18 protein-coding genes and 1 pseudogene are annotated in these 25847 nt (G+C 73.7%); 3 read left to right on the top strand and 16 right to left on the bottom strand.

The window, feature by feature from the left end; genetic code table 11:
- The first annotated feature begins 138 nt into the window (after positions 1-138).
- Complete coding sequence (locus ABT354_RS32490; RefSeq protein ID WP_351500472.1) at positions 139-993, top strand: PaaX family transcriptional regulator; 855 nt, start codon at positions 139-141, stop codon at positions 991-993.
- A gap of 3 nt (positions 994-996) precedes the next feature.
- Here the strand turns inward: ABT354_RS32490 and ABT354_RS32485 are convergent, their stop codons facing one another.
- From ABT354_RS32485 to ABT354_RS32430, 12 genes and pseudogenes are all read right to left on the bottom strand, one after another.
- The gene (locus ABT354_RS32485; protein ID WP_502983541.1) at positions 997-3363 is read right to left on the bottom strand and encodes a bifunctional salicylyl-CoA 5-hydroxylase/oxidoreductase; all 2367 of its coding nucleotides are present in this window, start codon (positions 3361-3363) and stop codon (positions 997-999) included.
- A gap of 79 nt (positions 3364-3442) precedes the next feature.
- Positions 3443-4270: an enoyl-CoA hydratase family protein gene (locus ABT354_RS32480; RefSeq protein ID WP_351500468.1), complete on the bottom strand. Its 828-nt coding sequence runs from the start codon at positions 4268-4270 to the stop codon at positions 3443-3445.
- Between the two features lie 165 nt (positions 4271-4435).
- Positions 4436-5443, bottom strand: coding sequence for an ornithine carbamoyltransferase (gene argF, locus ABT354_RS32475; protein ID WP_351500466.1), 1008 nt, complete (start codon positions 5441-5443; stop codon positions 4436-4438).
- A gap of 194 nt (positions 5444-5637) precedes the next feature.
- Positions 5638-6870, bottom strand: coding sequence for an arginine deiminase (locus ABT354_RS32470; RefSeq protein ID WP_351500464.1), 1233 nt, complete (start codon positions 6868-6870; stop codon positions 5638-5640).
- 112 nt (positions 6871-6982) lie between these two features.
- A complete protein-coding gene (locus tag ABT354_RS32465) occupies positions 6983-9679 on the bottom strand; it encodes a polynucleotide kinase-phosphatase (protein WP_351500462.1) in 2697 nt (898 codons plus the stop codon).
- On the bottom strand, positions 9676-11196 hold the full coding sequence (locus ABT354_RS32460; RefSeq protein WP_351500460.1) for a 3' terminal RNA ribose 2'-O-methyltransferase Hen1: 1521 nt from the start codon (positions 11194-11196) through the stop codon (positions 9676-9678). Before ABT354_RS32460 ends, ABT354_RS32465 begins: the two co-directional genes overlap by 4 nt.
- A 170-nt stretch (positions 11197-11366) precedes the next feature.
- The gene (mmuM, locus tag ABT354_RS32455) at positions 11367-12308 is read right to left on the bottom strand and encodes a homocysteine S-methyltransferase (RefSeq protein ID WP_351500458.1); all 942 of its coding nucleotides are present in this window, start codon (positions 12306-12308) and stop codon (positions 11367-11369) included.
- Positions 12309-12312: 4 nt separating this feature from the next.
- A complete protein-coding gene (locus tag ABT354_RS32450; RefSeq protein WP_351500456.1) occupies positions 12313-13236 on the bottom strand; it encodes an LLM class F420-dependent oxidoreductase in 924 nt (307 codons plus the stop codon).
- A 266-nt stretch (positions 13237-13502) separates the two neighbouring features.
- Positions 13503-14006, bottom strand: a pseudogene (locus tag ABT354_RS32445) (DUF6099 family protein); the annotation flags it as partial.
- 196 nt (positions 14007-14202) lie between these two features.
- Entirely contained in the window at positions 14203-14559 is a 357-nt protein-coding gene (locus ABT354_RS32440) for a nucleotide pyrophosphohydrolase (RefSeq protein ID WP_351500454.1), read from the bottom strand.
- Between the two features lie 170 nt (positions 14560-14729).
- Positions 14730-15140: a cell division protein SepF gene (locus ABT354_RS32435; RefSeq protein WP_351500452.1), complete on the bottom strand. Its 411-nt coding sequence runs from the start codon at positions 15138-15140 to the stop codon at positions 14730-14732.
- 182 nt (positions 15141-15322) lie between these two features.
- Positions 15323-18775: an AfsR/SARP family transcriptional regulator gene (locus ABT354_RS32430; protein ID WP_351500450.1), complete on the bottom strand. Its 3453-nt coding sequence runs from the start codon at positions 18773-18775 to the stop codon at positions 15323-15325.
- A 161-nt stretch (positions 18776-18936) separates the two neighbouring features.
- Between ABT354_RS32430 and ABT354_RS32425 the strand changes: the two genes are divergently transcribed.
- Together ABT354_RS32425 and ABT354_RS32420 are read left to right on the top strand one after the other, a co-directional pair.
- A complete protein-coding gene (locus tag ABT354_RS32425) occupies positions 18937-19800 on the top strand; it encodes a ParB/RepB/Spo0J family partition protein (protein ID WP_351500447.1) in 864 nt (287 codons plus the stop codon).
- A gap of 582 nt (positions 19801-20382) precedes the next feature.
- A complete protein-coding gene (locus ABT354_RS32420; RefSeq protein WP_351500445.1) occupies positions 20383-20976 on the top strand; it encodes a MarR family winged helix-turn-helix transcriptional regulator in 594 nt (197 codons plus the stop codon).
- A gap of 115 nt (positions 20977-21091) precedes the next feature.
- On the opposite strand, the gene ABT354_RS32415 is transcribed toward ABT354_RS32420, so the two are convergent.
- The 4 genes from ABT354_RS32415 to ABT354_RS32400 form a co-directional block, all read right to left on the bottom strand.
- Positions 21092-21937 (bottom strand): fumarylacetoacetate hydrolase family protein, encoded by an 846-nt coding sequence (locus ABT354_RS32415; protein WP_351500443.1) that lies wholly within the window; start codon positions 21935-21937, stop codon positions 21092-21094.
- Between the two features lies 1 nt (position 21938).
- Positions 21939-22946 carry a 3,4-dihydroxyphenylacetate 2,3-dioxygenase gene (locus tag ABT354_RS32410; RefSeq protein ID WP_351500441.1) on the bottom strand — a complete coding sequence of 336 codons (1008 nt, stop codon included), beginning with the start codon at positions 22944-22946 and terminating at the stop codon, positions 21939-21941.
- Positions 22939-24411, bottom strand: coding sequence for an aldehyde dehydrogenase (locus ABT354_RS32405; RefSeq protein ID WP_351500439.1), 1473 nt, complete (start codon positions 24409-24411; stop codon positions 22939-22941). The genes ABT354_RS32410 and ABT354_RS32405 overlap by 8 nt, the downstream gene beginning before the upstream one ends.
- Positions 24412-24812: 401 nt before the next feature.
- The gene (locus ABT354_RS32400; protein WP_351500437.1) at positions 24813-25622 is read right to left on the bottom strand and encodes an acetoacetate decarboxylase family protein; all 810 of its coding nucleotides are present in this window, start codon (positions 25620-25622) and stop codon (positions 24813-24815) included.
- Positions 25623-25847: the final 225 nt, after the last annotated feature.

Here is a 25847-nt window from a genome sequence, read left to right as displayed (position 1 = left end):
AGCACCGAGCGGACACGGAGCCGACAGGGAGCGGGCATGGCGGGTACGGCGGGCGCGGGGCGGGCGGGGAGCGGGCGCGGGGCGGGCGCGGCTCGCGGCGGACGCCGGGCGGCGCCCCGTCGGCCCTACAGTGATCGTGTGGCCGACCAGCACACCCCCCGCTCCCTGATCGTGACGCTCTACGGCGCCTATGGCCGCGACCGGCCGGGCCCCCTGCCCGTGGCCGAGCTGATCCGCCTGCTGGGCGCCGTGGGGGTGGACCCGCCGTCGGTGCGCTCGGCGGTCTCCCGGCTGAAGCGCCGGGGGCTGCTGCTGCCGGAGCGGACGGCGGACGGCTCGGCGGGCTATGTCCTCTCCGACGACGCCCGCCAGCTGCTGGACGACGGTGACCTGCGGATCTACGGCGGAAAACCCGCGCTGCTCTCCGAGGGCTGGGTGCTGGCGGTCTTCTCGGTGCCCGAGTCCGAGCGCAGCAAGCGCCATCTGCTCCGCTCCCGGCTGGGACGGCTGGGGTTCGGCACGGTGGCGCCGGGGGTATGGGTGGCTCCCGCGCGGCTGTACGAGGAGACCCGCCACACCCTGCGCCGGCTGCGGCTCGACCCCTATGTGGAGCTGTTCCGGGGGGAGCATCTGGGCTTCGCGGCGACGGCGGAGGCGGTGGCGCGCTGGTGGGACCTGGGTGCGCTGGCGGCCGGGCACGAGGAGTTCCTGGCGGCGCACGAGCCGGTGCTCGCGGCCTGGTGGGAGGGGCGGGACACCCGGCCGGAGCAGGCGTACCGGGACTATCTGCTGGCGCTGGACTCCTGGCGGCGGGTGCCGTACCGGGATCCCGGGCTGCCGCCGGAGCTGTTGCCGGAGGGCTGGCCGGGGGGCCGGTCGGTGGAGGTGTTCGGCGAGTTGCACGCCCTGCTGCGGGATGTGGGGGCGCGATTCGTCGACGGACCCCCGCCGGAGGAGCGCCAGGGCGACCGCGACGGCCCCGGGGCCGGGTGAACCTCAGGCGTCGAGACGGAGCCGGGGGGCCGGCCCGTCGGTGCGCCCGGTGGGCGGCGGCCGGCTGCCCGCCCGGTACGGCGCGGGCCAGGGGGCACCCGGCCCGGTGTAGCCCTGTTCCGCCGCCGCGTGCAGGGTCCAGTGCGGGTCGTAGAGATGGGGCCGGGCCAGGGCGCAGAGGTCGGCGCGCCCGGCGAGCAGCAGGGAGTTGACATCGTCCCAGGAGGAGATGGCGCCGACCGCGATGACCGGGACACCGAGCGCGTTGCGGACCCGGTCCGCGTACGGGGTCTGGTACGAGCGGCCGAACGCGGGGCGCTCCTGGCGGACGACCTGGCCGGTGGAGACGTCGATGGCGTCGGCGCCCCGGTCGGCGAAGGCACGGGCGATCTCCACCGCGTCGTCGGCGGTGGTCCCGCCGTCGGCCCAGTCGGTGGCGGAGATCCGGACGGTCATCGGGCGGTCGCCGGGCCAGACGGAGCGGACCGCGTCGAAGACCTCCAGGGGGAAGCGGAGCCGGTGGGCGAGCGGGCCGCCGTAGCCGTCGGTGCGGTGGTTGGTGAGCGGGGAGAGAAAGCCGGAGAGCAGATAGCCATGGGCGCAGTGGAGTTCGAGGAGGTCGAATCCGGCGGTGGCGGCCCGGCGGGCGGCGGCGGTGAACTCCTCGCGGACGGCGGTGAGCCCGGCCCGGTCCAGGGCGTGCGGGAGCTGGCCGACACCGGGGCGGTACGGGAGGGCCGAGGCGGCCTGGAGCGGCCAGTTGCCCTCGGGCAGGGGGTCGTCCATCCCCTCCCACATGCGCCGGGTGGAGCCCTTGCGTCCGGAGTGGCCGAGCTGGACGCCGATGGCGGTGCCGGGGGCGGCGTCATGGACGAAGCGGGTGATCCGCCGCCAGGCGGTGGCCTGGGCGTCGGTCCAGAGTCCGGCGCAGCCGGGGGTGATCCGGCCCCGGGGGGAGACACAGACCATCTCGGTCATGACCAGGCCGGCGCCGCCGAGGGCGCGGGCGCCGAGGTGGACCAGATGGAGGTCGCCGGGGATCCCGTCCACCGCCGAGTAGAGGTCCATCGGGGAGACCACGATCCGGTTGCGCAGTTCAAGACCGCGGAGCCGGAAGGGGGTGAACATCGGCGGGGTGCCGGGCGGGCAGCCGAAGTCCTGTTCGACGGCGTCGGTGAAGGCGGGGTCGCGCAGCCGCAGATTGCCGTGGGTGACCCGGCGGCTGCGGGTGAGGAGGTTGAAGGCGAACTGGCGCGGCGGCTGTCCGAGCGGGACCGCCAGCTCCTCGAACCAGTGCAGGCTCGCCGCCGCCGCCCGCTGGGTGGACTCGACGACGGGCCGGCGCTCGGTCTCGTACGCGGCCAGCGCCGCCTCGACACCGTCGTCCTCCCGCTCCCGCAGACAGGCGGCGAGGGCGAGGGCGTCCTCGACGGCGAGCTTGGTGCCGGAGCCGATGGAGAAGTGGGCGGTGTGGGCGGCGTCGCCGAGGAGCACGGTACGGCCGTGGGACCAGCGTTCGGTGACGACGGTGCGGAAGGCGGTCCAGGCGGAGTGGTGGGCGCGCAGCGGCCGGCCGTCGAGCGCTCCGGCGAAGACGGCGGCGCAGTGGCCGAGGGAGCGGCGGAGCCCCTCGGGGCCGGGTGCGTCCAGTCCGGCGGCGCGCCAGACCTCCTCCCGCATCTCCACGATCACGGTGCTGGTGCCGGGGGTGTACGGGTAGCCGTGCAGCTGCATCACCCCGTGCGGGGTCTCGGCGATCTCGAAGCGGAAGGCGTCGAGGGCGAGGTCGGCGGCGAGCCAGAGATAGCGGCAGCGATGGCCGGTGATCCGGGGGCGGAAGTGGGCGGCATGGGCGGTACGGGTGGTGCTGTGGATGCCGTCGGCGGCGATGACCAGGTCATGGGTGCGGGCGAGTTCGGCGGCGGGGGGTGCGGGGGTGCGGAAGCGGAGCCGGACGCCGAGGCCCGCGCAGCGGGTGTGCAGGATCTCCAGGAGCCGGCGGCGGCCGAGCGCGGCGAAGCCGTGGCCGCCGGAGACGAGGTGCCGGCCCCGGTGGACGATCTCGATGGTGTCCCAGCGGACGAACTCGCGGCGCAGGGCGTCATGGACGGCGGGGTCGGCGCTCTCGATGCCGCCGAGGGTCTCGTCGGAGAGCACGACCCCGAAGCCGAAGGTGTCGTCCGGGGCGTCGCGTTCCCAGACGGTGATCTCGCGGCGGGGGTCGAGCCGCTGGAGCAGCAGGGCCGCGTAGAGCCCGCCGGGCCCGCCGCCGATGACAGCGACCCGCCGCACCCGGCGTCCGGGCGGTACCCCGCCCCGGGCCGGCACAGGGTCCGCACCGGGGCCGGCCGTCCCCGCCCCCGGGGTCATCGGGGGTCCACCGGGGCGCGGGCCGGGGCCGACCGTCCGGGGTGGTCCGCCCGGTGCGGGGGTGTCGGGGCGGCCGTGGTCATCGGCCGAGCCAGCGCGGGGCGCGCTTCGCGGTGAAGGCCGCGTGGAACTCGGCGTAGTCCGCGCTGGTCATCAGCAGCGCCTGGGTGGCAGCGTCCAGCTCGACGGCGGCGGCCAGCGGCATGTCCAGCTCGGCGGTGAGCAGCGCCTTGGTCTGGGCGTGGGCGAGGGCCGGCCCGTCGGCGAGGGTACGGGCGAGGGCGGCGGCACGGGCGGGGGCGCCGCCGTCCGGGGTCAGCTCGCTGAGCAGTCCGATGCGCTCGGCCTCCGGCGCCCGGACCGGTTCGCCCAGCATCAGCAGCCGGGTGGCGTGTCCGAGGCCGACCACCCGGGGGAGCAGATAGGCGGCGCCCATGTCGCCGCCGGAGAGCCCGACCCGGGTGAAGAGGAAGGCGAACCGCGCGGTCGGGTCGGCGATCCGGAAGTCGGCGGCCAGGGCGAGGACCGCGCCCGCGCCCGCCGCGACCCCGTGCACCGCGGCGATCACCGGGAAGGGGGACTCCCGGATGGCCCGGACCACCTGACCGGTCATCCGGTTGAAGTCCAGGAGCTGGGCGGCGTCCATCGCGAGGGTGGCACCGATGATGTCGTCGACGTCGCCGCCGGAGCAGAAGCCGCGCCCCTCGCCGCCGAGGACCAGCGCCCGGACGGCTCCCTCCCGCGCCAGCTCGGCGAGGAGGTCCCGGAGGTCGGCGTAGGCACCGAAGGTGAGCGCGTTGAGCCGCTCGGGGCGGGCGAGGGTCACCGTGGCCACCCCGTCGTGGAGGTCGAGCCGCAGATGACGCCAGTGCTCGGTACGGGGCGCGGAACTCGGAAAGGGGCTCATCGCCGGTGCCTCCCTCGGTCGGCGGGCCTCCGCCGCGCTTCGAAGTTATCACCGGGATGTGACTGTCGTCACGACTCCGCGACAAGCCTCCCGGGGCCGACCCGGGGCCGCCGGGGCGCCCCGGGTCCACCCGGGCCACCCGGGGCGGCGGTCACTCCGGGGCGGTCACTCGGGCGCGCCGAGGGTCGCCACCATCACCGCCTTGATCGTGTGCATCCGGTTCTCCGCCTCGTCGAAGACGACCGAGTGCTCCGACTCGAACACCTCGTCGGTGACCTCCAGCTCGGTCAGCCCGTACCGGCCGTGGATACCCCGGGCCACGCTGGTGTCCAGATCGTGGAAGGCGGGCAGGCAGTGCAGGAACCGCACCTCGGGATTGCCGGTGGCCCGCAGTACGTCCATGGTCACCGCGTACGGCGACAGCGCCTTGATCCGCTCGTCCCAGACCTCCTGGGGCTCCCCCATCGACACCCACACATCCGTGGCGACGAAGTCCGCGCCGCGCACCCCCTCGGCCACCTCCTCGGTGAGGGTGATCCGCGCCCCGGAGGCGGCGGCCAGCTCCCGCGCCCGTGCCACGAACTCCTCGGCGGGCCAGTAGGCGCGCGGCGCGACGATCCGGATGTCCATCCCGAGCAGCGCACCGGTGATCAGATAGGAGTTGCCCATATTGAACCGGGCGTCGCCGAGGTAGGCGAGGCTCATCTCGTCCAGCGGTTTCTCGCAGTGCTCGGTCATGGTGAGCACATCGGCGAGCATCTGGGTGGGGTGCCAGTCGTCGGTGAGGCCGTTGTAGACCGGCACCCCGGCGTACTCGGCCAACTGCTCCACCGTGGCCTGCGCGTCACCCCGGAACTCGATCGCGTCGAACATCCGGCCGAGCACCCGCGCGGTGTCCTTCGCGGACTCCTTGCGGCCGATGTGCGAGCTGGCCGGATCGATGTACGTGGTGCACGCGCCCTGGTCGGCCGCGGCGACCTCGAAGGCACAGCGGGTCCGGGTCGACGCCTTCTCGAAGATCAGCGCGACATTCTTCCCCCGCAGCAGCTGGGTCTCGGTCCCCGCGCGCTTGGCCGCCTTGAGACGGGCGGCCAGGGCGATCAGTCCGCGGAACTCCTCGGGCGTGAAGTCCAGCTCCTTGAGGAAGTGGCGGCCTGTGAGATCTATCGCCATGGTGGCTGCTCCTGCTCGCGACGCGGCTGCGGTGACGGTGACGGTGACCGGCCCCCGCCCCGCCCGGCTCCCGGAGGCGGGTCCGGGCGGCCGGGCGAGGGGCGAAGGGTGAGGGTGATCGTTCACGGAATGACAGTGGAAGTGTATACGATCACCCGCATTGCTATACAGGCTCCCCGCATGGCCAACAGGCGCTATACCGCGTCCCGCTCCACCGGACAGCTCATGCAGCGGGGGCCGCCGCGCCCCCGCCCCAGCTCGCTCCCCGGGATCTCGATCACCTCGATGCCCCGCTTCCGCAGATGGGTGTTGGTAGTGACATTACGCTCATATGCCACCACGACCCCGGGCTCCACCGCCAGCACATTGCAGCCGTCGTCCCACTGCTCCCGCTCCGCCGCGTGCACATCCTGGGTGGCGGTCAGCACCCTGATCCCGGAGAGCCCCAGCGCCCCCGCGATGGCGTCGTGCATCCGCTCCGGCGGATGGTCGGTGACCCGCAGTCCCTGGCCCCCCTCGGCGGGCTCGATGGTGTACGAGCGGAGCATGCCAAGACCCGCGTACTGGGTGAAGGTGTCCGCGTCGACCATGGTCATCACGGTGTCGAGATGCATGAAGGCCCGCGCCTTGGGCATGTCGAGGGCGACGATGGTGTGGGCCGAACCGGCCGCGAACATCCCCCGGGCCAGCATCTCCACCGCCTGCGGGGTGGTGCGCTCGCTCATCCCGATCAGCACCGCGCCCCGGCCGATCACCAGCACATCGCCGCCCTCGATGGTGGACGGATAGTCGTCCTGCCCCTCCGACCAGTGGTGGAAATCCCCCGCGAGCGGACCGGTGAAGAGCGGATGGTGCTTGTAGATCGCTTCAAAATGAACCGTCTCCCGCTGCCGCGCGGGCCAGCGCATCGCGTTGATGGAGACCCCGTCGTAGACCCAGGCGGAGGTGTCCCGGGTGAAGAGATGGTTGGGCAGCGGATCGAGCAGGAAGTCGTCCAGATCCATCACATGGAACCGGACCGACACCGGCTCGGTGTGTCCGGCCAGGAACTCGCGCTTGGTCATCCCGCCGACCAGCGCGTCGACCAGCTCCGCCGTGGGCAGGGCGTCGAAGGCGGCCCGCAGATGGCCGGTGGCCAGCGGCCCGTACTCCTTCTCGTCGAAGACCCGGTCCAGGACGAGCTTGCGGGCCTGCGGGATCTCCAGCGACTCCCGCAGCAGATCGCCGAAGAGATGGACCTCGACCCCCCGGTCCCGGAGCACATCCGCGAAGCCGTCGTGCTCCTGGCGGGCCCGGCGCACCCAGAGCACATCGTCGAAGAGCAGGGTGTCCTTGTTCCGGGGGGTGAGCCGTTTCAGCTCCAGATCGGGCCGGTGGAGGATGACCCGGCGCAGCCGCCCGGTCTCGGAGTCGACGTGGAATCCCATGGACTTCGTATCCCGCAGCGAGCGGCTCCGTACACCCACCACGGGCCGCGCCGTCCGTACGGCGCGGCCCGTCCCGTACCCCCGGCACGGCCGTACCCAGGGGGAGCGGGGCTCAGAGCCGGGGGTCGACCGGCTCGGACTCCAGGGCCAGGACGGCGAAGACCGCCTCATGGACCCGCCACAGCGGCTCCCCGTCGGCCAGCCGCTTCAGCGCCTCGACCCCGAGCGCGTACTCCCGCAGCGCGAGCGAGCGCTTGTGGCCGAGGAAACGGTCGCGCAGCCGCTCCAGATTCTCCGGACGGGTGTACTCCGGGCCGTAGATGATCCGCAGATACTCCCGCCCCCGGACCTTGACGCCCGGCTGGACGAGCCGGTCCCTGCCGTCCCGGGTGAGCGGCCTCAGCGGCTTCACCACCATGCCCTCGCCGCCCGCCGCCGTCAGCCCCAGCCACCACTCGGTCCCGGCGCGTACGGATGCCTCGTCCCCGGTGTCGACCAGCAGCCGCCCGGTGCCGCGCAGCAGCCCGGTCGGGTCCGCCTCGACCAGCCGGTCCAGCCAGGCCAGCTGGGTGTCGTGGGGGACGTCGGCGAGGGAACGGCCCGGTGCCGCGAGGATCTGGAACGGTGCCAGCCGCACCCCGTCGAGACCGTCGGTGGTCCAGCAGTAGCGGCGGTACGCCTCGGTGAAGGCGGTGGCGTCGGCGGCGCGCTCCCGCTGGGCGGTGAGCAGCCCGCCGACCTCGACCCCCCGGGCGGCCGCCGCCTCCAGCGCGGCGACCGCGCCGGGGAAGGCCGCACCGGCGGCGGCACCGACCGCCGCGTACTGGTTGCGCAGCAGCCCGCCCGCCTTGAGCGACCACGGCAGCAGCTCGGCGTCGAGCAGCAGCCAGCCGCCCTCGCCGGTGCAGGTGCCGGTGCCGGTGCCGGGAGCGGACAGCTCCGCCCAGAGCCCGGCGGCGGTGACGGCCCGGCGCAGCCGGTCCAGGATCTCCTCGGTGACCGCCGGGTCGTCGAAGAAGGGGCGCCCGGTACGGGTGTAGAGCGCGCCGGTGGGCCCGTCCACCCCGAACCGCTCCCGGGCGCTCGCCGCGTCCCGGCAGACCAGCGCGACCGCCCGGGAGCCCATGTGCTTCTCCTCGCACACCACCCGCTCGACGCCGTCGGCGCGGTACTGCGCGAACGCCTCCTCCGGGTACTCCAGATACCCCTCCCGGCGGGAGGTGGCGGTCGGTGCCATCGTCGGCGGGAGATAGGGCAGCAGCCGGGGGTCGACCGCGAAGCGGCTCATGACCTCCAGGGCCGCCGCCGCGTTCTCCTCGCGGACGGAGACCCGGCCCATCCCGCCGGTCTCCACGACCCGCCGGCCGTGCACATCGGCGAGGTCCAGCGGGCGGCCCTCATGGCCGCCGGGCGCCTCGGTCATGAGCGGCCGGGCCGGTTCGTACCAGACCCGTTCGGCGGGTACGTCGACCAGTTCCCGCTCCGGCCAGCGCAGGGCGGTCATCTTCCCGCCGAAGACCGCTCCGGTGTCCAGGCAGATGGTGTTGTTGACCCAGGAGGTGCTGGGGACGGGGGTGTGGCCGTAGACGACGGCGGCCCGGCCCCGGTACTCCTCGGCCCAGGGGTAGCGCACCGGCAGGCCGAACTCGTCGGTCTCGCCGGTGGTGTCCCCGTACAGGGCGTGCGAGCGGACCCGGCCGGAGGTGCGCCCGTGGTACTTCTCGGGCAGTCCGGCGTGGCAGACCACCAGCCGGCCGCCGTCCAGGACGTAGTGGCTGACCAGCCCTTCGATAAAGGTCAGCACCTCCTGGCGGAAGGTCTCGTCCTCCTTCTCCAGCTGGGCGACGGTCTCCGGGAGGCCATGGGTGAGCTGGACCTTGCGACCCTTGAGATAGCGGCCGAGCTTGTTCTCGTGGTTGCCCGGGACACAGAGGGCGTCGCCGGAGGCGACCATGGCCATCACCCGGCGGAGCACACCGGGGCTGTCGGGGCCCCGGTCCACCAGGTCGCCGACGAAGACGGCGGTACGGCCCCCGGGGTGGGTCCCGTCCCGGTAGCCCAGCTTCGTCAGCAGGGTCTCCAGCTCGGAGGCACAGCCGTGGATGTCACCGATGATGTCGAAGGGTCCGGTGAGGTGGGTGAGGTCGTTGTAGCGCCGTTCGCGGACGACCTCGGCGGCGTCCACCTCTTCCTCGCCGCGCAGGAGATGGACCTTGCGGAAGCCCTCGCGCTCCAGTCCGCGCAGGGAGCGGCGCAGTTCGCGGCGGTGGCGCTGGACGACCCGGGCGGGCATGCCGGCCCGGTCGGGGCGGGTGGCGTTGCGCGCGACACAGACCTCCTCGGGGAGGTCGAGGACGATGGCGATGGGCAGGACGTCGTGCTCGCGGGCGAGCGCGATCAGCTGGCGGCGGCTCTCCGGCTGGACATTGGTGGCGTCGACCACGGTCAGCCGTCCGGCGGCGAGCCGCTTGCCCGCGATGCAGTGGAGGACGTCGAAGGCGTCCTTGCTGGCGGACTGGTCGTTCTCGTCGTCGGCGACCAGGCCCCGGCAGAAGTCCGAGGAGATGACCTCGGTCGGCTTGAAGTGGCGCCGGGCGAAGGTGGACTTGCCGGATCCGGTGGCGCCGACGAGGACGACGAGGGAGAGGTCGGTGACGGGGAGCACACGCGGGGGCACACCCGTACCGCCGCTGTCGCCCGTACCGCCCGTACCGCCGTTGTTACCGCTTCTACCGCCGTTACCGCTGTTACCGCTGTCGCCGGTACGGTCGGTGCCGCCGGGCTCCTGGGTGAGGTCGGTGGTGGTCATGCTTCCGTCACTTCCTTCGTACCGGCCGCACCGGCCTCCTCACGGGTGAACACCGCCATCTGGGTGGGCGGTCCGACCTCGGGGTCGTCCGGCCCCACCGGGACGAACTCCACGCGATAGCCGTCCCGGTCCGCCACCGTCCCCGCCCAGGAGCGGAACTCCTCGCGGGTCCACTCGAAGCGGTGGTCACCATGGCGCACCTGCCCGGCGGGCAGCGTCTCCCAGCGGACGTTGTACTCGACATTCGGCGTGGTCACGATCACGGTCCGGGGCCGCGCCGAGCGGAACACCGCGTACTCCAGGGCGGGCAGCCTCGGCAGGTCCACATGTTCGATCACCTCGCTGAGCACCGCCGCGTCATAGCCGGTGAGCCGCTTGTCGGTGTACGCGAGCGAGCCCTGGAGCAGCTGGACCCGGGCGGCCTGCCGCTCCCCCATCCGCTCCAGGCCGAGCCGCCGGGCGGCGATGGTCAGGGCGCGTACGGAGACATCGACCCCGACGATCCCGGTGAAGCGCGGCTCCTTGAGGAGCGCCTGCGCCAACTGGCCCTGGCCGCAGCCCAGGTCGAGGACGCGCCGCGCGCCGCAGCCGCGCAGCACCGCGAGGATGGCCTCGCGCCGCTGTTCGGCGAGGGGGACCGGCTTCTCCTCGGTGTCGGTGGTCTCGTCCACCGCGTTGTCGACGGCGTCGACCTCCAGGCCCTCCGCCTCGGCGAGCCGGACCAGTTCCAGGCGGTCCATCGCCTGGCGGGTCAGCCCCCAGCGGCGGGCGAGATAGCGGCTGGTGATCAGCTTCTGCTCGGGGTGGTCGGCGAGCCAGCCCGTACCGGCCCGGAGCAGCTTGTCGACCTCGTCGGGGGCGACCCAGTAGTGCTTGGCGTCGTCCAGCACCGGCAGCAGCACATAGAGCTGGCGCAGCGCGTCGGCGAGCCGCAGCTCACCCTCCAGCACCAGCCGGACATAGCGGGATTCGCCCCAGGCCGGGAAGTGCTCGTCCAGGGCGATCGGCGCCACGTCCACGGTGGTCCAGCCCAGCGGGTCGAAGACCTTGCGGACCAGCTCCGCGCCGCCGCGCGCGGGCACGGCGGGCAGCTCGATCCGGAGCGGCAGCGGGGCGGCGGCCCGCTCGGGGCGGGCGTTGCACACCCCGCGCAGGGCGCTCTTGAAGACGGTGCTCAGGGCGACCGCGAGCAGCGACGAGGCGGCGTAGGGGCGGTCGTTGACGTACTGGGCGAGCGCCGCGTCGGGGGTGCCGCCCCGGCCCTTGCCCTTGCCCCGCCGCACCAGCGCCACGGGATCCACCTCCAGCAGCAGCGCCGCCGTGCAGCGCTCGGGGGTGGCCTCGGGGTAGAACACATGGGCCGTGCCCTGGGCGGTGGCGAACCGCTGCGCGTTGTCGGGATGCTTGTGCAGCAGAAAGCCCAGGTCCGTGGCGGGTGAGGTGGGAGTACCTGTGGTACTGATCGTCAGGAACACACGCCCGATTATGGGCCGGTCCGCCCGGCCCCGACCACGCATTTCCGTGATGGCCGACCGGCGGCCCGACGGGGCGTCAGCCCCGGTGACACGCGCGCGGCCCGGCGCCCGTCACGGTATGTCGGCCCACGACGGTGCCCGGACGGCCCGGCGGCGTCGGCCCGTACCGGCGCGTGGGCGGTCCGGTGGCGCGTCGGCCCGTACCGCACTCGTCATGGTTGTCGGCCCGCCCCGCTGCCCGCACGGGCCAGCGCGGCGACGGTGTCGGAGCCGACCCGGCAGCAGCCGCCGATCAGCCGGGCCCCGGCCGCCGCCCACTCCCGGGCCCACCCGGGCGCCCGCGCGGGGCCGTAGCGGACCGGGCCGGTGTACTCCCGGGCGGTGGCGTCCCACCGTTCCCCGCTGTTGGGGTAGACGACGGCGGGCAGGCCGGTGGCCCCCACCGCCGCCGCCACGGCCGCCCCGGCGTCCTCGGGGGCACAGCAGTTCGCCCCCGCCGCGATGACCTGGTCCCGCCCGGCCAGCGGGGCATAGGCGTCGGCCAGCGGCTGACCGGCCCGGGTGCGCCCGCCGCTGACGGTGTACGAGAGCCAGAGCGGGATGCCGCAGCCCTCGGCCGCCCTGAGCAGCGCCTCGGCCTCGTCCCGGTCGGGGACGGTCTCCAGGGCCAGCACATCGGGGCCGGCCGCCGCCAGGGCCTCGATCCTCGGCCGGTGGAAACGTTCCAGCGCGCGGACGGAGAGCCCGTACCGGCCCCGGTACTCGCCGCCGTCGGCGCGGACCGCGCCATAGGGGCCGACCGAGGCGGCCACCCAGACCTCCTGGGGTGCGGCGTCGGCGGCCGCACGGGCCAGCTCCACGGCGCGGGCGAAGAGCGCGCCGGCCTCCCGGCGGTCGGCCCCGGCCCGGCCGAAGCCCTCATGGCTGGCCTGGTAGGAGGCGGTGATGACGACCTGGGCCCCGGCCCGGACACAGGCGGTGTGGGCGGCGGTTATCGCGGCGGGATCGTCGCGGAGCAGCCGTGCGGTCCAGAGCGCGCCGGAGAGGTCGTGCCCCCGGGCGGCGAGTTCCCGCGAGAGCCCGCCGTCCAGGACCCGGAACCCGGGGGCCGGTGGGGTGCCGAGCGCGTCGGCGAGCGGACGGCGGGGCCGCACGGCCTCAGCCCAGCTGGGACTGGACCTGGGAGGAGATCAGCTCCAGGTGGTCCAGGTCGTCCAGGTCGAGGATCTGGAGATAGATCCGCGACGATCCGGTGGCCGCGTACCGGCCGATCTTGTCGACCACCTCGGCGGGGGATCCGGCGAGGCCGTTGGTCCGCAGCTCGTCGACCTCCCGGCCGATGGCGGCGGCGCGGCGGGCGATATCGGCCTCGTCCTTGCCGACACAGACCACCAGCGCGTTGGAGTAGACGAGGTCGTCGGCGGGGCGGCCGATGGCCTCGGCGGCGGCCCGTACCCGGCCGAACTGGCGCTCGGTGTCCTCGATGGAGGCGAAGGGGATATTGAACTCACTGGCGTAGCGGGCGGCGAGCCGGGGGGTACGGGTGGCGCCGTGGCCGCCGATCAGTACCGGGATCCGCTGCTGCGCGGGCTTGGGCAGCGCGGGCGAGTCGGTGAGCCGGTAGTGGGTGCCCTCGTACGAGAAGGTGTCGCCGGCCGGGGTCTCCCAGAGGCCGGTGACGATCGCCAGCTGCTCCTCCAGCCGGGCGAACTTCTCCGGGGGGAAGGGGATGCCGTAGGCGGTGTGCTCCTCCTCGAACCAGCCGGCGCCGAGGCCCAGCTCGATCCGGCCGCCGGACATCTGGTCGACCTGGGCGACCTGGATGGCGAGGACGCCGGGGAGGCGGAAGGTGCCGGCGGTCATCAGGGTGCCGAGGCGGATGCGGCGGGTCTCGCGGGCCAGCCCGGCCAGGGTGATCCAGGCGTCGGTGGGGCCGGGGAGGCCGTCGGCGGAGCCCATGGCCAGATAGTGGTCGGAACGGAAGAAGGCGTCGAAGCCGAGGTCCTCGGTGGCCTTGGCGACGGTGAGCAGGGTGTCGTAGCTCGCCCCCTGCTGGGGCTCGGTGAAGATACGCAGATCCATGGGTCCCATCCTGCACCGTCGGCCCCGGGGCCGCGCCCCGCCCCCGGGCGGGGTCAGGGGGGCGGGGCGGCGCGCTCCCGGGCGTCGGGGACTCCGAGCGCGGTGGCGGTGCGGACGGCGCCGCAGGCCACGACGGAGGCGCGGGTACCGGGCAGTCCGGAAGCGGGGGCCGGGCCGGGGGCCGGGGCGGGTCCGGTGCGCGGCTCCACCGCCCGGGCCTCCACCGGGCGGGGCTCCGGGCGGGCGGCGGGTCCCGGGGGGCGGGCCGGGGCGGGGGCGCCCCGGGCGGGTCCCGCTCTCCCCCGGCTGCTGTCGGGGGGCCGCCCGGCCTCCCGGGCGGCAAGCCGGCGCAGCATTCCGCGCACCCGGTCGGTGGCCTCGTCGGCCGCGTCGATCGCCTCGACGCACTGCCAGTAGAGCCCCTCGTCGTCGGTGCCGCAGGCGACCGAGACCAGGGCCATGCCCACATCGACCAGGAGCGCGCCGAGGGCGAGCAGGGTCTCGCGCGCGTCGGCCACACCGGAGAGCCGGGCGGCCCGGATGCCGCCGCTGCGCAGCCCGGGGCGGTCCAGCGCGCCGATGCCCCGGGCGCCGGTCTCGACGAGGCCCCGGGCCTCGCCGCGCAGCTCCAGCGGGCCGTACACGGCGAGCCGGCCACCGATCGCCTGGGCGAGCGCCTGGGCCTGCCAGGACTCGGCCACGATCTCCGGCACGGCCCTGCTCTGCGCCAGCCCGCGCCGGCTCGCGAGGATGAGTCGCTCCGCGTCCATCGTCGCCCCCGTTCGTACGACATACTGCCCACTCAGTTCATTACCCAGAGTGAGGCCAATTGAGCCCAAACGCCAGAGGAATTCGGAAATTTGTGGGCAGCAAGGGGGAAGTTGATCACCCGTTGACTCCATAGAGTGACAATCCCTTGATCAGTGGAGTCTCGGAGTCCGAAATCACCCTGTTCCCACCTCGAACTCACGTCACCGGGAAGCGTTTCTCATTCCGATCGATCTTGTCGGAGAGGGCGTCGAGCGGGTCCACCCCGAGCGCCGCGCAGAACTGGAGGAGATACGCGAGCACATCGGCGACCTCGTCCCGCACCCGGAACGCGGTCGCCTCGTCGTCCATCACCCGCGCCGACTCCTCCGGCGTCAGCCACTGGAAGATCTCCGCCAGTTCGGCCGTCTCGACGCCGAGCGCCGTCGCCAGGTTCTTCGGGGTGTGGAACCGGCCCCAGTCGCGCGCCACCGCGAAGTCGGCGAGCCGGCGCTGGAGCCCGGCCAGATCATTCGTGTCCGTCACGGCATCAGGTCTACCACCGGCCACCGACATTCCCGCCCGCCGGCCCCGCGCGCCAGGGGGAACGGGGCCCGGCGAGCGCGGCGGCCCGGGGCCGGAGTCCGGTGGGCCCGGGGCCGGTGGTCACTCAGGGGTCGGGGGCTCAGGGGTCGGGGGCTCAGCAGGGCAGGGGCCGGTGGGGCAGGGGCCGGTGGCCCGGGGGTTCAGGAGCGGCGCAGCGCCCGGGTGAGGGTGTCGGGGTCGCCCGTGACCCCGTCGACCTCCATGCCCTCCGGCGCGAGCAGGAAGACATTGCGGTCGACCCGGTGCATCCCGCTGCCCAGACCGAAGACGACCCCGCTGCTGAAGTCCAGGATCCGCTTGGCCACATCGGCATCGGCGCCGGTGAGGTCGAGCAGGACCGGGATCCGTGCGATCAGGTACTCGGCGACATCGCGGGCGTCGGAGAAGACACTCACCCGCAGCACGACCATCCGGCGCTGCTCCATGGGCGCCGGGGGGACGGCGCCGTGATCGACCCTCGACGGCCACTCGTTGCGTCCGCGCAGCGGAACGACCTGGGCGAGACCCTCCCACTGCTCGTCGGTGACGTCGTACCTCTCGTACCTACTCATACGCCTATCTTCGCCCCCTTCACCCGTTCGGCCCAACAGCGACACGGACGGACCGTCACCGGAACCACCGCTTCCCGCCGTCCGGCGGGGGAACGGTTCCGCCGCTCCGGCGGGGTCGGGGCCGAAGACCGTGCGACTCGACCGGCCCGACCGGACCGACCGGCTCAGCCGGCTCAGCCCGCTCAGGACTGGGCGAGCCGCTCGACCTCGGTCTCCACCTCGGCGGTGGCCTGCCAGGCGCGGAACACGTCGTACCGCTCGGCCGCGTTGAGTCCGCCGCCCACCGGGCCCGCGTACGGCGAGTGCACCGGCCGGTAGCCGGTCGCCCGGTGGATGGCCTCGGCCTGCCGCCCGGCCCGCCCGGCGGCGGCAAGGTCGCCCCGGGAGGCATGGGCCAGCGCGATCACCGACTGGGCCTGCCCCTCCAGCAGCCGCAACTGGGACTCCTGGGCGAGGGCGAGGGCCGCGCCCGCGTGGCAGAGCGCCTCCAGCGGGCGGCCGAACCGCGCGGCGCAGACCCCGAGTCCGAGCAGCGCCATGGTGCGGCCCTTGAGATAGCCGATCTCCTCGGCGGTCCTGCGGGCGACCCGGAAGTGCTCATAGGCGCGCTCGTACTGGGCGAGCTGATAGCGGGCGTGGCCCATCACCAGCATGGCGTCCAGCTTGAGCCGGGGGCGGTTGGCCTTGCGGCTCAGCCGGCAGGCGAGCAGCCCGGAGCGGAGCGCCGTCTGGCCGTCGCCCCCCTCGGCGGCGATCATCGCGAGGGCGCAGACCGCCTCGGCCTCGCCCGCGAGATTGCCGATGTCCTGGAAGCCCTTGCGGGAGGCGGTCGCCAGGTCGTGGGCGGTCTCCAGCTCCCCCAGATCGACCGAGATCAGCGCGAGGGTGGTACCGATCCGGGCGATGCTGTCGGGTGCGGAGATCTTCCGGGAGAGCGCCAGCGCCCGGCGGCAGAGGCGCTCCGCCTCACGGAGCCTGCCCATGCCGTAGAGGACCTCGCTCAGCCCCTGGAGCGGCTGGTGCGGGGTGCGCTGGAGCCTGCGGTCGATGGTGATGGACTGGTCGTAGTACTCGGCGGCCTGGCTGAGCAGCCCCAGATCGGCCGAGACCCCGGCGAGGTTGGAGAGGGCTACCGATTCGCACACTCCCCAGTCGGCGCGCCGGGCCAGCTCGATGGCCTGCTCGAAGTGGCCCCGGCTCAGCTCCAGATCGCCCCGGGTGAAGGTGGCGAGACCCAGGCTCTGATGGGCGGCGGCCTGTCCCCGGAAGTCGCCGGCCCCCCGCGCCGCGCGCAGGGCGGCACGGGCCACGCCGATCCACAGGTCGGCGTGGCGGCGGAGCCAGAAGTAGCCGCGGAGGGTGTCGGCGAGGACCCAGACCACCGGGGACGGCTCACGGCGGGCGGCCTCCTTCTCGATCAGCTTGACCAGGTCGACGTGTTCGGCGTCGAACCACTCGGCGGCCTGCTGCGGGGCCTCGAAGGTCTCCGGCCGGGCCGACTCCCAGGCGGGCTCCACCTCCAGTCGCAGTATCTGCGGATAGAGGCTGCGGGCGGCGGCGTCCGCGGAGGCGGCGTACCAGCGGAGCAGCCGGTGCCGGGCCTCGCGCCGCTCCGGCCCGGTCTTCTCGGCGTCGGCCAGCAGCCGGGCGTACCACCAGATCAGATCGTGCAGCCGCAGCCGCTCCGGCCCGGTGCGCTCCACCAGGTGCTCGGCGAAGAGCCGGTCGAGGAGGGGCAGCGGGGAGCCGACCGAGCGCCCCCACAGGGCGGTGACGGCGGCGACGGTGGTGACCGGCCCCGGGAGCAGGCCGAGCAGCCGGAACGCCTCGGCGGCGGCCGGGTCGAGCCGTCGGTAGGACAGCTCGAAGGCGCGGCGGACCGCGGAGTCGGGGTCGCCCGCGACGGCCAGGCTCTCCAGCGGGTTGCCGGAGCGGAGGTCCGTCACATGGTCGGCGATCCGGAAGTCCGGGCGCAGCGCGAGGTTGGCCGCCGCGATCCGCAGGGCCAGCGGGGAACGGCCGCAGATGGCGACCAGGTCGGCGAGTGCCTCGGGCTCGGCCTCCGCACGGGTCCTGCCCACCACCGAGCGGACCAGCTCCTCGGCCTCGTCGGAGGCGAGGGGGCGCAGCGGGAGCATCGCCGCGCCATGGCTGACGATGAGGGCGCCCAGCCGGTTGCGGCTGGTGACCAGGGCGAGACAGCCCGACTCGTACGGCAGTAATTGCCGCACCTGGTCGGCGGACTCGGCGTTGTCGAGGACGATGAGGACCCGGCGGGTGGCCAGGGTGCGCTGGTACAGCTCGGTCATGGTGGGGATGTCGCAGGGGATGTCCTGGTACGAGATCCCGAGACCGCGCAGCAGCCCGGAGAGGGCCTCCTTGGCGGCCATGGGGCGCTCGTCGCTGTGACCGCGCAGATCGAGGAAGAGCTGTCCGTCGGGGAAGGCCACGTCGGCGGTGCGGCACCACTGGAGGGCCAGCGCGGTCTTCCCGCTGCCGGCCGGTCCCACGATCATGACCACGCCGGAGCCGCCGCGGGCGCCCGCGGCGAGCATCGTCAGCTCCTCCAGCTCCTGGGCGCGGCCGATGAAGGCGCCGGTACGGGAGATGTTGCGGACATGGGAGGCGCCGGGGTCGTCGTAGGACTCCGGGGGCAGGGGCGCGGGTTCGGGGTCCTGTTCCGGCGAGACCCGGGGCGAGGGCACCCCCACGGGCGGGGCACCCGGGGGCTCGGGGGCCACCGGGGCGGCGTGCTCGTCCTGGAGCGGCGCGGGCGGCGGGGGGTCCGCCGGGTACGGACCGGCGGGCGGGGCCGGGGTGACGAGCGACGGACGGGCCACCGGGCGGCCCGGCAGTACGGCGGGGTCACGCAGCTCGGGCGCGGCGCGCAGCACGAGTTCATGGACGCGGCGCAGATCGTCACCGGGGTCGAGGCCCAGCTCCTCGGCGAGCCGGGTACGGACCTCCTGGTAGACCTCCAGGGCTTCGCCGCGGTGGTCGGCGCGGTAGAGCGCGATCATCCGGAGCATGGCGAGCCGCTCGTGGTGCGGGTGTTCGGCGGTGGCGCGGGCCAGCTCCTCCAGGACCAGGCCGAGCTGTCCGAGGGCGAGCCGGGCCTCGGCGCGCTGGGTGACCGCGGAGAGGTGCAGCTCGTCGAAGCCGGTGCCGAGACGGCGCACCAGGGTGTCGGACGCGGTGCCCGCGAGCACGGGGCCGCCCCAGTCGGCATGGGCCGCCTCGATGATCCTCAGCCGCTCGGCGGGGTCTCCGGTGCGCTCCGCGCGCTGGAGCCGGGAGCGGAAACGGTGCAGGTCGACGGCGAGCGCGTCGCCCTCGACGAGATAGCCGCCGCTGGCTCTTGCCAGCGAGAAGCCGTGGTCGGCCGCCCCGGCCTGCTGGAAACGTCCGCGCAGCCGCGAGACATGGACCTGAAGGCTGCCGAGGGCGGAGGCCGGCGGCTCACCGTCGTCCCAGAGCAGGTCGATCAGCCGGTGCGCCGGAACGACCCGGTTGATGTCGAGCAGCAACAGACCGAGCAGCAGTCTTTCCCGCCGCCGGCCGATCTGGAGCGGAACTCCACGGCGGTGCCACTCCAGCCCTCCCAGGACGCGAAATCTCATTCCCCCATCGGTCATGTCTGCATCCTCTGCAATCGCCTGCCGTGTGGCAAGCGAGTGGCAAGGGCATGGCCAGGCTGTGGCCGGTAGTTCCTGTAAGTCTGCCATTCTGCCCGGCTGGAACGCGGGGAAACCGGGTGGCAGGCAAGAGGAAGGGTTCCATCAGCATGTCCTCAGAGATGTCCACGACGCTTGGACAGACCCGCTCCGACGCCTCTCTCAAGCATCCGTCGGAGTTGCCACTGAGCTGGATCGGTCAGAACCCTGACAATCCACGCGAAGCACTGCGAGACCTGGAACCGCTGACGACCAGCATCCGTGAGATCGGTCTCGTCAACGCCATCACCGTCGCCTCGGTCGAGGCGTACGTACAGGAACGGCCCTCACGGGCGGCGGAGATCGCGCCCGACGCCCGGTACATCGTGGTCGACGGCCACCGGCGGCTGGAGGCCGCCCGCCGCGCCTCGCTGCCCCGGGTCCGGGTCAGCGTGGACGACGCGCTGGTCTCCACCGATCGCTCGCTGCTCGAAGCCGCCTTTGTCGCAAATGTGCACCGTGATGACATGAACCCCCTGGAGCAGGCGTACGCCCTGAAGAAGCTGGTCGAGTTCTACGGCTCCCAGAACAAGGCCGCCAAGCGGCTCGGGATCGCCCAGTCGACCATCTCCTCCAAGCTCTCCGTGCTGGAACTGGGGCCCGAGCTCCAGGCCGACCTGCTCGCGGGCCGCCGCAAGGTGGTCCATGTGCGGAATCTGTCCCGCCTCAGCCCTCAGCAGCAGAAGCAGCGGGCGGACGCGCGGGCCGCCGCCACCGAGTCGCGGGCGGCCGAGCGGCACCACGCGGCCGGTCCGGCCGGCCCGCTGGCGGCGATCCCGCGCCAGCGGACGATGATGACCATGCCCTGGGCGGACGGTGTCGCCTGCGCGGAGATCGCGATCTCCCGGATGCGCCCGGCCGAGCGGGCCCGGATGCTGCGCCGCTTGTGGCAGGAGGCGGAGAAGGAGGCACGGGCCGCCCGCCTGGTGAGCCCTCGGCGCGCCTGAACGCACAGCGCGTCCGCATACACGGAGAGCTTGAGCGCACGGAGCGTCCGCACCGACGGAGCCCGAGCGCACAGAGCGTCCGATCGCTCGGAGCGGCCGACGGGGGAGCCGCTCGGAGCACCGACCCCGGCCGGGTTCCACCGGCCGGGGTTCTCCGTTTCCGGGGCCGTCCGGGACCGTCCGGGACCGTCCCGGAAACGCCGCCGGGATCGCCGCCGCACCGTTTTCCGGGTCCCGTACCGGTTTCCGGGTCCCGTACCGGTTTCCGGGTCCCGTACCGATGTCCGGCCCTTTCCCGCGTACGCGAACGGGAATTCCCGCGCCGCTGGGTGAACCGCCCCCGGATACCGGTGAGTCGGCCGGATTTCCGTCGGCGGGGCCGGGCCCCATTCCCGGGTGCGGACCGATTCGTTTGCATCCAAAATTCACCGGGGAACCCGTCCGCCCACCCTGAGCACGGACCTTCCCCGCCGGAAGACCCCGGTGCGCCCACCCTCGGCCCGGCCCGGCGGGGGCGGCGACCTAGACTCTGCTCCGGAACGACTCCGGCCGCGCCGCCGGGGTCCCAGCGAAGGAGGGTCCGTGCCTGGTCAGCGCCCCATCGCCGAGACCGAGCAAATGATCCGGGCCAAGCTGGGCGACACGCCCATCCGGCACGACCAGATGGCCATGGTCGGCAATATCCACCGGGCGGCGGCAGCCGTGCGCCAGCATGTGGAGAACTCCGTGCTGCGCGGCTCCGATCTGACCTGGACCGGCTTTGTGGTGCTCTGGGCGGTTTGGATCTGGGGCGAGATGGAGACCCGGCTGGTGGCCGCGGAGGCGGGCATCTCGAAGGGGACGCTGACCGGTGTCGCCCGCACCCTGGAGTCACGCGGGCTGGTCCGGCGCACCGAACACCCGTCGGACGGCCGCCGGGTGCTGCTGGCCCTCACCGACGACGGAGAGGAGCTGATGCGCGGCCTGTTCCCGGAGTTCAACGACGAGGAGGTCTTCGTCGCCGGACAGCTCAGCGACGAGGAGTGCAGGCGCACGGCGAACGCGCTGCGCCGGGTGGTGGTCCAGATCGAGGCCCATGGCGAGGAGCGCCGGGCCGAACTGCTGGACGGGGCGCCGCCGGTGCCGCGCCGCAGCGGACGCCGGGCCAGGGGACCGGCCACCGGGGACGGCGCCTGAACCGTACGGGTGTACGGGCATCCGGGCGTACGGGGTGGGGTGTCCGGGCCGCACGGTGCCGGCGGCGCGTGTCGGCGGCACGCTGTCAACGACGCGGTGTCACCCCGGCGCGGTGTCAGCGGCGCGGGGGGCGGATCCCCCGGAACTCCCAGTCCCCGCCGAGCGCCGTCGAGCGCACCTCCTCCGACTCGGTGGGCCGCGCCCCCACATCCGTACGGACCGGCACCGCTCCGGTGACGATGTGGTTGGTGAGCCGCCCCAGCCCCTCCACCTCGACCTCCACCACATCACCGGGGCGCACCGGACGGGAGTTCGCCGGGGTCCCGGAGAGCAGGACATCGCCCGGCAGCAGGGTGATGGTCCGGGCGATGTCGGCGACGAGATAGTGCATGTCCCAGGTCATCTCGTCGGTGGAACCGTCCTGTACCACCTCGCCGTTGACATGGGTGCGCAGCCGCTTGCCCCGGAAGTCCCAGTCGGTGACCAGGCCGGGGCCCAGCGGGCAGAGGGTGTCGGAGCCCTTGACCCGGAGCATGGAGCCCGCGTCGGTGTCCCGGAAGTCATGGAGGCCGAAGTCATTGGCGACGGTGTAGCCCGCGATATGGCCGGCCGCGTCCCCGGGGGCGATATTGCGGCAGGTGCGGCCGATGACGATGGCGATCTCGCCCTCGTAGTTGAGCCATGAGCACCCCGGGGGGCGGACGACCGCGCCCCCGTGGGAGGTGAGCGAGGTGGTCGGCTTGTGGAAGTAGGTCGGCGCGGCCGGCGGTTCGGCCCCGAACTCGGCCATCCGGCTGCGGTGGTTGAGATGGACCGCGATGATCTTTGAGGGGACGACCGGTGGCAGATGGCGGGCGTCCCGGGCCGGCAGCCGCCGGCCGTCCGTCGCGACCAGCTCGTCCCCCTCGCGCACGGCCTCGACCACGGCTCCGTCCAGCAGGATCCTGCGGTACTCGGGCATCTCAGCTCTCCTGTTCGGCGGAGGATACGGGGCCCTGGGCATCCCGGGTGCGCGGGGTGTCGGCCGCGTCAGGGGTGTCGGCTGCGTCAGGGGTGGCGGGCACGTCAGGGGTGACGGGCCGGGCGCCGGTCCAGCCGCCCTCGGGCCGGTCGAACCACAGATGCGCCTGCCCGGTGCCGACGGAGTTCTCGTACTCCCCGTACTGCCGGCCGGTGGCGGTGCACCGCTCCTCGCCGAGCGCGCCGATCATCATCAGATAGTGGAAGAACTTAGCCTCCGGCCGTACCGCGCCGAAGCGGTCCATGGTCCGCAGCACCCGGTCGTGCCGCCCCCGTCCGAACCAGTCGATCCGCTCCAGATCGGCCGCGCGGGCCTCGGGCGAGAAGATGTGGGAGGGGTCGCTGGACTCATGGTCGCGCAGCTCCCGCAGCGGCCAGAAGGTGTGCGAGAGGGCCCCGGAGGCGATCAGCAGCACCCGGCGCCCGGGGACGGCCGCGATCCCGTCGGCGAGCGCCCGGCCGAGCCGCAGATGGTCCTCCGTGTCCCCGGTCTGGCAGACACCGACGGAGACCCAGCGCTTGCCGGGGAGCCCCGCGCCGAGATGGCGCCAGAGGTTCAGGGTGGCGTAGTGGACGGGGAGGAAGGCGTCGTCCACGGCGGTGATCCAGGTGCCATGGCGCTCGGCGAAGCCCGCCACGGCACGGGCGAGTTCGGGGTCGCCCGGATAGTCGTAGGGCACCCGGCACATCCCGCGCGGCAGTTCGTCGGAGGTGAAGAGTCCCGCCCGGCGGTCCTGGGCGGTGATCACGAACTCCACGGTGGTGGCCCAGTGCGAGTCCAGCACCACCACGGTGTCGTAGCCGTCCCGCTCGAAGACCTCTTCGCGCAGCCGCCGCAGACCGGTGACCAGGGTGATCTCCCGGCCCTCGTTCAGCTCCCGGCGGCTCTTCTCGGGGAGGACGATGGTGGGGACGTGCGAGAGCAGCCCCGCGCCGACGATCTCACCCATGGGCCCGCCACCCCTTCGGTGCCGTCACGGTGTTCTTGAGGTCGCAGTAGAAGTCGAACGACCAGTCGCCGCCCTCCCGGCCGACGCCGGAGTGGCGGGAGCCGCCGAAGGGCGCCCGCAGATCGCGGACGAAGAAGCAGTTCACCCAGACCGTCCCGGCGACCAGCCGGGCGGTGACCCGGTCGGCGCGGGCCCGGTCCCCGGTGGCGAGGGTCGCGGCGAGCCCGAACCGGGTGTCGTTGGCGAGGCGCACCGCCTCGTCCTCGTCACGGAAGGTCTGGAGGGTCAGCACCGGCCCGAAGACCTCCTCCTGGACGATCTCGCTGTCCTGGGCGACCCCGGTGAGCAGGGTGGGGCGGTAGTACGTGCCGCCGAGGCCGGTGTGCGGGCCGCCGCCGAGGACGGCCCGCGCCCCGACCGCCAGCGCGCGCCGGACGAATCCGTCGACCCGTTCCAGCTGCCGGGGGTGGACCAGGGGCCCGATGTCCGTCGTCTCCTGCCGTGGATCTCCCTGGCGCAGCCGGGCGGCCCGGTCGGTGAGACGGCGGAGGAAGTCCTCGGCGACGCTCTCCTCGACCAGGATCCGGGTGGCGGCGAGACAGACCTGGCCGGCGTTGTCGAACTGCTCGACGGCGAGATCGGCGGCGAGGTCCGGATCGGCGTCGGCGAAGACCAGCAGCGGTGACTTCCCGCCGAGTTCCAGGCTGAGCGGGGTCAGGTGCGCCGCCGCGGCGGCGGCGATACGGCGGGCGGTGGGAACGGAGCCGGTGAAGCCGATCCTGCGCACCCCGGGGTGGGAGACCAGGGCGTGCCCGGCCTCGGGGCCATGGCCCTGGAGGACATTGAGGACCCCGGGCGGCAGTCCGGCCTCCTGGGTGAGGTCGGCGAGGAGGGAGGCGGTGAGCGGGGACCACTCGGCCGGTTTGAGGACGACGGTGTTCCCGGCGGCGAGGGCGGGGGCGACCTTCCAGGTCGCCAGCATCAGGGGCGCGTTCCAGGGGGTGATCAGCGCACAGGGGCCGGCCGGGTCCCAGGCGACCCGGTTGGTGTGCCCGCGGGTGTCGAGGTCCTCGTGGCCGAGGACGAGCAGGCGGTCGGCGAAGAAGCGGAAGTTCTGGGCCACCCGGGGCATCACCCCGAGGCGGTGCGAGCGCAGCAGCGCGCCGTTGTCCAGGGTCTCGACGGCGGCCAGCTCCTCGATACGGCGCTCCACGGCGTCCGCGACGGCGTGCAGCACGGCGGCGCGCTCCCCGGCGGGGGTGGCCGCCCACCCGGGGAACGCCTCCTGCGCGGCGGCCACGGCGGCGTCGGCGTCCTCGGGGGTCCCCCGCGCGATCTCCGCGAGCGGGCCCCCGGTGACGGGCGATGTCGTGGTGAACGTCCGCGCCGAGGCGACCCGCCGCCCGCCGATCCAGTGGCGGGTGTCGACGGGCACATCGGCGACGAGGGTCTGCCGGGTCGTCATGTCGGCTGCTCCAACGGGTGGGGGAAAGGGTTCTCGCTCCCGACCTGCGCGGGGCGCATAGGGTGCATGGGGCGAGCGGGGCCTGCGTGCGGCAAGCGGGGCGGGCGCGGTGGGCGGGCCGGGCGGGGCGGGCCGGGCGGATCAGTGCTCACGTACCGGTGCGGCGCTCTCCCACCGACGGTGCGCTCTCCGCCCGGAGCACCGCTCACCGGCGGGATCGGTGCTCTGCGACGAGGGCGACTCCCGCCGACCGGAGCACCGCTCTCGTGCCGGGACGGCATCCACGGACCGGAGCGGCGCTCATCATGCAGAGCACCGCTCACCGACGCGATCAGCGCCCGCGATCCAGTGCACCCCTCGCGCGGCGATGGGCGGTCGGGCCGCCCCCCGGGCCGCATCACTCAGGTCCGCGCGCCGGAGGTGCCGGACTCCAGGAGGGTGCCGCCGTCCCAGACGACGCCGACCTGGCGCCAGTAGGCGGCGATCGGCTCCCGGACCTCCAGCCGGTCCAACTCCTCGGTGGGGGCGGCGAAGAGGTCGAGTTCCGCGTCGCCGCGCCATGCGGGACCGGCCTGGATGTCGGCCGCGCCGGTCTCGATCAGCTCGTCGAGGGCGAGGCCGCCGCCCCGGCCGATCGCGGGGAGCCAGCGGTGATGGGCCATGGGGTGCGCGTTGACGAAGCCGCCGCTCGTGGCGGGCTCCCGCAGGGTCACCACCGCCTGGGCCAGTCTGCGGTCGGCGGCGGCCAGGGTGGCGCCGAGCCGGGCGCCCGGCTCCGGGCGGGGCGCGGGCCCGTACGGATGGGTGCGGGTGAGATGGATCGAGCCGAGCTTCTTCGGGTAGCCCTGGTGGACCCCCCGGGCGAGGGCGAAGTCCCGGTCCACCCAGATATAGACACAGCGGGAGTAGATCCGCCCCTGGTACGAGCAGCGCACCACGGCGAAGGTCTCCCGGTACTGGGAGCGCACCGGGTCGAGGAGTTCCTCCCGGGAGGCGCCGCAGGACTGCCAGTCGGCCCAGATCAGGGCGACCGCCCCGGGGTCGTCCGGCGCCGGTTCCAGCGGGTCGGGCAGGAGTTCGCGGACCCGCTCCGGGTCGGTGCGGTACTCGACGGTGAGCAGGTCACCGGAGTAGTGCCAGGGTGGCGCGGGGATCAGCGACGAACGGCCGGTGGCCGTCTTGGGGTGGAAGTAACCGCGGGTCTGCGGCACGACGCCTCCTCGCCTCCGGGGCGGTCCGCGCTCCACCCGGGCCGGATTGTTTGGGTCCAAATATTCATGGCGTCCGACGGGCCGTCAATACCCGTACACCGAACGGGACATGAGGCTTGCCAGCCCGGCGGGACAGACCATACGTTTGGACCCAAACATCACACCGCCGGGCCGGGAGAAGCCCCCGGGGAACCGGACGACCGGACGACCGGATCGGAGTGCGCC

It is taken from the genome of Streptomyces sp. NPDC000594, assembly GCF_040299965.1.
In the GTDB taxonomy this organism is placed as follows: domain Bacteria; phylum Actinomycetota; class Actinomycetes; order Streptomycetales; family Streptomycetaceae; genus Streptomyces.
The sequence above is the reverse complement of the archived record's forward strand: the minus strand, read 5'-3'. Positions and strand labels throughout refer to the sequence as shown.

Excerpts from the sequence above, each read along its gene's own strand:
- ABT354_RS32485 (WP_502983541.1), bottom strand. The coding sequence starts at position 3,363 with ATGACCCCGGGGGCGGGGACGGCCGGCCCCGGTGCGGACCCTGTGCCG.
- ABT354_RS32480 (WP_351500468.1), bottom strand. The coding sequence starts at position 4,270 with ATGAGCCCCTTTCCGAGTTCCGCGCCCCGTACCGAGCACTGGCGTCAT.
- argF (WP_351500466.1), bottom strand. The coding sequence starts at position 5,443 with ATGGCGATAGATCTCACAGGCCGCCACTTCCTCAAGGAGCTGGACTTC.
- ABT354_RS32470 (WP_351500464.1), bottom strand. The coding sequence starts at position 6,870 with ATGGGATTCCACGTCGACTCCGAGACCGGGCGGCTGCGCCGGGTCATC.
- ABT354_RS32465 (WP_351500462.1), bottom strand. The coding sequence starts at position 9,679 with ATGACCACCACCGACCTCACCCAGGAGCCCGGCGGCACCGACCGTACC.
- ABT354_RS32460 (WP_351500460.1), bottom strand. The coding sequence starts at position 11,196 with ATGCGTGGTCGGGGCCGGGCGGACCGGCCCATAATCGGGCGTGTGTTC.
- ABT354_RS32450 (WP_351500456.1), bottom strand. The coding sequence starts at position 13,236 with ATGGATCTGCGTATCTTCACCGAGCCCCAGCAGGGGGCGAGCTACGAC.
- ABT354_RS32440 (WP_351500454.1), bottom strand. The coding sequence starts at position 14,559 with ATGTCGGTGGCCGGTGGTAGACCTGATGCCGTGACGGACACGAATGAT.
- ABT354_RS32435 (WP_351500452.1), bottom strand. The coding sequence starts at position 15,140 with ATGAGTAGGTACGAGAGGTACGACGTCACCGACGAGCAGTGGGAGGGT.
- ABT354_RS32430 (WP_351500450.1), bottom strand. The coding sequence starts at position 18,775 with ATGACCGATGGGGGAATGAGATTTCGCGTCCTGGGAGGGCTGGAGTGG.
- ABT354_RS32425 (WP_351500447.1), top strand. The coding sequence starts at position 18,937 with ATGTCCACGACGCTTGGACAGACCCGCTCCGACGCCTCTCTCAAGCAT.
- ABT354_RS32415 (WP_351500443.1), bottom strand. The coding sequence starts at position 21,937 with ATGCCCGAGTACCGCAGGATCCTGCTGGACGGAGCCGTGGTCGAGGCC.
- ABT354_RS32410 (WP_351500441.1), bottom strand. The coding sequence starts at position 22,946 with ATGGGTGAGATCGTCGGCGCGGGGCTGCTCTCGCACGTCCCCACCATC.
- ABT354_RS32405 (WP_351500439.1), bottom strand. The coding sequence starts at position 24,411 with ATGACGACCCGGCAGACCCTCGTCGCCGATGTGCCCGTCGACACCCGC.